A 6,000-nucleotide genomic window follows, 5' to 3' on the forward strand; every position below is an offset into this window, starting at 1 on the left:
CTCAATCCTTTATACTACTGTGAATGATTGTCCATATAGTTACGCAATTTATATACACATCGACTACATCAATTCAATTTCTGGTAGACCTTTTCACAGCATCAACAGCTGAAATCATGTTATCAAAATGAGATTCATAAAATATGAACTCAATCTATTAGAAATACTTCACATTTAAAAAATGTTCTAATTGAATAGTTATCAAAAAATAGGGTAATTTGGTTTAAAGTGCCGTTGGATAACCCTGTAAAAGTCTTATGAAACGTGAAGGCTACAGATGTTAGGCGCAGTTCGTAATGAACAACTTAGTCCTTTTCAAGGGCTGCTAAGCAGCAGCCGCGACCTTCAATTGCTGTCAAGCGGGACTTTCGGATATAGGACCTATATCATATTGTTAAATGCACTGAGCACACAAACTGTTATCAAAGAGAATCGAAAACCGAAAAATTTCTTAAAAGGTAAAGTCCAGTTTTCTACCACTTGTGATTTAAATAACATTCAGTCACACCAACAATAATTCTAAAAATAATTATAGGAAATATTATGCAGCATACAAAAAATGATATATACATAGAAAAAATATTACGCATACTACTCGACCAGCTACTTAGTCAAACAGATGCGACACCTGATGGATTTACAAAGCTAAAAGAAAAAATTGGGAGCTTTGTTGCCGCGCAAAATAAGGTAAAGCTTCTGCTACCTGCATTCCCATGTAAAACGAATAATTCGGATAAAGTTTTAGGAAAAAATCCAGATATTGGAGAATATTTAGCGTTAAGAAAATTTGTTAAGATCATTCGCGACATTCAGGCTATATATGCGCCAGGAGTGACTTTCTATATTTTCTCTGACTACCATACATTCTCAGACTATATATCCGTCAACCTGAAAAACCATTACGATTACTCTGAAGGTCTCAAAGCGATGGTAGAGAAAATGAATTGTAGCAATTCACTGAAAATATTAAATTTTGAAAATTTTAGTGAGTTCGACCAACTTAATGAACATGAATATTTTGATGGTTTAAGAAAAATATATGGGGACAAGAATTACGAATATAACTTCTCCAAACTAAGAGAAAATAACAAGAACATGAATAGCACATACCTTGGATTAAAAAAATTCATGAGCCATGATCAGAAGTATGTGTTATCCAAACTTTCCAATAAGGCGCGTCAAAAACGCCTCTCTGAGATTGCTAAAGGCATGATGGTTCAGGGAAGAGCTCTCGATAACTTTTTAAAAGTCAAGCTTGAGCAGTGTATTCGCTTAAGCATTCATCAACACCCTATGAACGGTATAAAATACTCATTGTTCCTCTTTGAGGAACGGCAATTCAAAACGCCTTGGCATAACACCATAATGTTCGATGCAGAAAATAGAAAATTTTTAATAGACTCCAAAGTGAATCATATAAACAACAAAGGAATCACAATTCCAGTTATATTTAGAGACAGATTGTGGTGCTTAATAAAGTTGACTGCACACACAGAAGATCATATAGAGCAGTTAAAGGGCATACAAGCACTGTTACACCATGAAAAATCCGGCCTTATACTTGACTGTTGTGATCAACCTTGTGAAATATCCATACTCCATCCCCAAGAACTGGCAAACCTTACAGTTGAGTTTGGCACCGTGACACTTCGAAACTTTATCAGGTCAGGTTCACACAGTGAAAAACTTTCAATAAAAACACAGAAAATTGAAAACATCTCACAAATCTCCCCGAATGCAAGTTCTAGTTTAGGTAAATTGACGATTGATACAACATTAGCCGCACTGACATTAAATGGAAGTGAACTTGAGAAACTACGTGGTACTGAATCTCAAAACTCTACAAATGTACAGGGCCTGACAAAAGAAAATATTGTTCATCTAGCGCTGACAGAAAATCACCAGTCGAAAAATCATAAATTACAAATAATATCAGATAATGAGATATCATTTCTAATTGATGAGATAGAGCATACTGATAAACGTTTGCTCAAGCTCTTCAATGACCCAAGAATTCAAACTCAACACTCATTAAATAGTGGTGATATACTAATTATTAATAATGATACTACACTGCAACGAACGGTCCACCTCGACGATGAAGCACCTACCCAGAATACAAAAATGCCATCTAGTCAAACACAATAAAATTTAATTTATTAAAATGTATAATTTTAGCATTGAAATCACTCAGGCTGCATTATTCAGAAATTTAAGGCTTTCGAGATCTGGGCGCATTCGACATGCCGCATAACATATTAGCAATATCATATACTCCTCTATTCACTAAATATACACATTGGTTATTATATTATTTAGTCGCCTGGTATTTTTTGATATCAATTTCAAAAAAAAGATAGCTGATGTAATCAACTCTATTCATAAAACTTTATGTACAAGGTATCATAATGAATCACAAAATAATCCATCTTGAGCCGTTTGGGGTACTAATTGAACCCACAAAAGAGAATACACATGTTAATGACTTGGACGCTAAAGCGCTAAAATTATTATTTGAACAAGAACAGCTAATTGTGCTGAGGGGGTTTAAAACCTTTGAAGAATCCTCTGACTTTTCTCGTTACTGTGAAGTTTGGGGAGAAATCAGTATTTGGCCCTTTGGTAAAGTACTGGATTTAGTTCAAAAAGAACAACCGGATGACCATATTTTTGATAATAGTTACATGCCACTTCATTGGGATGGCATGTATCGACCTCAAGTTCCTGAATATCAAATTTTTCAATGTATAAAGGCCCCTTTATCAGGACAAGGGGGGCGAACAACTTTTAGTAATACAATGCTTGCTCTCGAGTATGCCCCTGATGATCATATTGAATTATGGAAAAAAGCAGTAGTTAACTATCAAAGAAGAGTGGAGTTTTACAATAGTAGGACTATATCCCCTGTTATAACAAAACACCCTAGAAAAGGTTATCCAGTTATCCGCTACAATGAACCTCACCTTGAAAAAAAGGGGATATTTGTTAACCCTCCGGACATTGAAGTTACTGGCGTCGATGCTGAAGATGTCGAAATCTTACATAAAAGTTTACATCAAGCACTATACAATCCTAAAAATTTCTATGCTCATGCGTGGAAATCACGTGATATTGTGATCGCAGACAACTTCACTCTCCTACATGGACGGGAGCGCTTTATATCTCAATCTCCACGCCATATCCGTCGTGTTCAGGTGCTAAGTAATCCACCATTTAACAACCCCCACTTGGAGTCCTACCAATGAGTACATATGAAACAGATATAATGATAGTTGGGGCTGGACCAGTTGGACTCATGTGTCATTACCTAGCGCAACGCTGTGGTTTGAGCTCAATTATCGTGGATAAATCTGATGGACCTCTTCAAGTCGGGAGGGCTGATGCTCTGAACGCACGCACTTTACAATTACTAGAAATCGCTGAAATATTTGATGATTTGTACCCCCTAGGTAAACCATGTAACACTAGTTCCGTCTGGGCGGACGGAAATTTTGTTTCCCGGCAGTCTTCATGGTGGGAGGAACTTGAAGGCTGTTTTCATAAACATTTCCTTATGCTTGGACAAGCTTTTGTTGAAAATTTATTGGATAAAAAACTGAAAAAAATAGGCGCTGGTGTAAAGCGTCTGACTTCGATTGAAAATATTGAAGTTAAACACCACGGATGTCTTAGCACACTCACAAATGGCGAAAAAATTTATTCTCGTTATTTGATAGGCACAGATGGCTCTCGTTCTTTTGTACGTTCTCATTTTTCTATTCCATTCGAAATTATTCGACCGCAAATTACTTGGATGGTGATTGACGGTATACTGGATACCAACTTTCCAAAAGTACCTGAAATCATCGTATTTCAAACCGATACATCTGATGTAGCCTGGATACCTCGTGAAGGGGAAATAGATCGATTCTATATTAGGATGGATACCAAAAATTTTACCATTCAAGAGGCTATTGAAAAAATTAACAATGCAATGAAACCGCATAGACTAAGCTTCAAGGAAATAGTCTGGTCTTCACAATTCTCAGTGAAGGAATCAGTTGCAGAGTCTTTTTTCATTCAAGAACGTATCTTCCTAGCCGGGGATGCCAGCCATATCCACTCTGTAAATGGCGGGCAAGGCTTAAATACAGGTATTGCTGATGCATTTAACTTAATGTGGAAGCTTAATATGGTTATAAATTATGGTACAAATGTCGATTTATTGAAGACATACGAAGATGAACGCCAACCCGTGGCGAAAAGTGTAATTGAAAGTTCAGGTAAGCTTGTTCGGTCAACCAAGCACTCTAAAAGCGGTACTCATGCACGAGATTATGTAAAAATTGTACAGGAATATGCTGGAAATATCACCGGGATGGGGATTCGATACGATGGCAAAGGCTTGATAGGTACTCGTATGTTTGACTTTAGCGTCTTTAACGGAGATATCAAAACCAGGCTCTATAGCCTTCTGGATTATACGAATTTTACTTTGATGGTAGTGGGAAAATGTAAATTGCCGACATATGTTCCCGAAGGGATTCAAACACTTCACATTTTTTCTGATTATCAGCAAAACAACTATTGGACAAGCAGTTTATTATATACTAATAAAGCGATATTAATTCGTCCTGATGGATATATCTACTCAATAGCTTCGCTTGATAACATTCACTTGTTACTGGAGGAAGCTATTCACACTTTAAACCTCTTGTAAACAAGCGGCCTGTTTTCCACATCTATTACAATTAGATTACGGATCTTTGATGGAAAATTTTTACCCTCGTAAAGGGGGTTGTAAAAAATGGGCTAAAAAGAGACCCTTCTGAAGACTTGCTCGGCTTCACATACTCTAAGCCCTTCGCCGGTGAACCACTGGGGGTGATGGGCCACTGAGGTCCCGGCCTTCAGAAAACTTCTTGATAGCTCCCAGTGTTGCTTAATCACTTCTCGCAAGAAACCACGATCTGCTCATATTCTAATTTTTTATATTACATTCTTCAAATCCATTATTTTAGACAACCTGGATCATTAGCGATGTAACCAGACCTATAAACTGATGACCAAACGCCGTAATGGCTTCCATTATTTTTCTAGGCTGAATGTTGAGTTTCTCGCGCAAATCTTCGGGGTCATGGTTATTGGGTATCTCAAGACCGCCTAAAATAGTGAGGTGTAAGACGCCAAATATCCGGGTTATCCTTATATTGGTCCTACTAATCTGATTATGGGATGATTCATCAGACAATATTCGGCACTCTGGTTTCATATTGAGTAAGTGAGGGCTCTCTAAATAACTCAAGGTCAATTAAGTAGAATTTCTATGCGCAAAGAATATTATTAAAATTCACATCCAACTGTAATCAATCACCTAATTTTTGGCGAAAGAACGTTTTCTATAAGATGATGAGACGTGCCTTTGATTAAATCATGAGCGCGCTCGAGCAGAGCAATTTGAACAGAATATAATTTATCTATTTGGATTGACAAATATCACTAAAACTTAAAAATTTTTTCGAAATAAGAATACTGTAAAGTCGGTAGGCAAGCTTAATAAGTAGTTACACATAAATGAGGCTGCAATTCACATCTCACAATTTCATTAACCAAGAAAACGTAACTACCTAAATAAGTTAGTTTATCTAAAATCTGCTCAGCAAGAACTCGGACCGGAGAAAAAAGGAGATTTCATTATAAGGGCATCTCTATAAATTCGGAGATAAATTTACGAATTATTGGAGTGCTATTTTATGGTTGAGTTTTAGTTGTAAAACTGAGCTTATTCGATAAATATTGATAGTTAGTGTGTTTTATAATAATTCCAAGTAAAACTCATATCCATTTTATCCCACTCTTCATGCTGCGGGCGCAATTCGACTGTATAAACTGACAAATCGACGCATGTTGTAAACCAAATTCATCATGCCAACCTTAACATTGGCGCGCGCAAGTCCTATAGTTCGAACGAACATTCCTCCCTGTTCATTTTCCATAGAACCAAATACATGCTCAACTCTG

Annotated in this window: 3 protein-coding genes and 1 pseudogene; 3 read left to right on the plus strand and 1 reads right to left on the minus strand. The window is 36.7% G+C overall.

The window, feature by feature from the left end:
• Window positions 1-543 precede the first annotated feature (543 nt).
• The 3 genes from ACCI49_RS13435 to ACCI49_RS13445 all read left to right on the plus strand — a co-directional run bounded on the left by ACCI49_RS13435 (window position 544) and on the right by ACCI49_RS13445 (window position 4,699).
• Window positions 544-2,148 (plus strand): L-tyrosine/L-tryptophan isonitrile synthase family protein, encoded by a 1,605-nt coding sequence (locus ACCI49_RS13435; protein ID WP_371839524.1) that lies wholly within the window; start codon window positions 544-546, stop codon window positions 2,146-2,148.
• A 260-nt stretch (window positions 2,149-2,408) separates the two neighbouring features.
• The gene (locus ACCI49_RS13440) at window positions 2,409-3,245 is read left to right on the plus strand and encodes a TauD/TfdA family dioxygenase (protein WP_371839525.1); all 837 of its coding nucleotides are present in this window, start codon (window positions 2,409-2,411) and stop codon (window positions 3,243-3,245) included.
• Window positions 3,242-4,699: an FAD-binding protein gene (locus ACCI49_RS13445; RefSeq protein WP_371839526.1), complete on the plus strand. Its 1,458-nt coding sequence runs from the start codon at window positions 3,242-3,244 to the stop codon at window positions 4,697-4,699. The genes ACCI49_RS13440 and ACCI49_RS13445 overlap by 4 nt, the downstream gene beginning before the upstream one ends.
• 1,138 nt (window positions 4,700-5,837) lie before the next feature.
• Here ACCI49_RS13445 and ACCI49_RS13450 read toward each other — a convergent pair.
• Window positions 5,838-6,000 (minus strand): annotated as a pseudogene (locus ACCI49_RS13450) (IS5/IS1182 family transposase); the annotation flags it as partial.

This window comes from Microbulbifer epialgicus (genome assembly GCF_041447265.1).
Lineage (GTDB): Bacteria > Pseudomonadota > Gammaproteobacteria > Pseudomonadales > Cellvibrionaceae > Microbulbifer > Microbulbifer epialgicus.

Bases quoted from the DNA above. Each gene is read 5' to 3' on its own strand.
- ACCI49_RS13435 (WP_371839524.1), top strand. From the start codon at position 544: ATGCAGCATACAAAAAATGATATATACATAGAAAAAATATTACGCATA.
- ACCI49_RS13440 (WP_371839525.1), top strand. From the start codon at position 2,409: ATGAATCACAAAATAATCCATCTTGAGCCGTTTGGGGTACTAATTGAA.
- ACCI49_RS13445 (WP_371839526.1), top strand. From the start codon at position 3,242: ATGAGTACATATGAAACAGATATAATGATAGTTGGGGCTGGACCAGTT.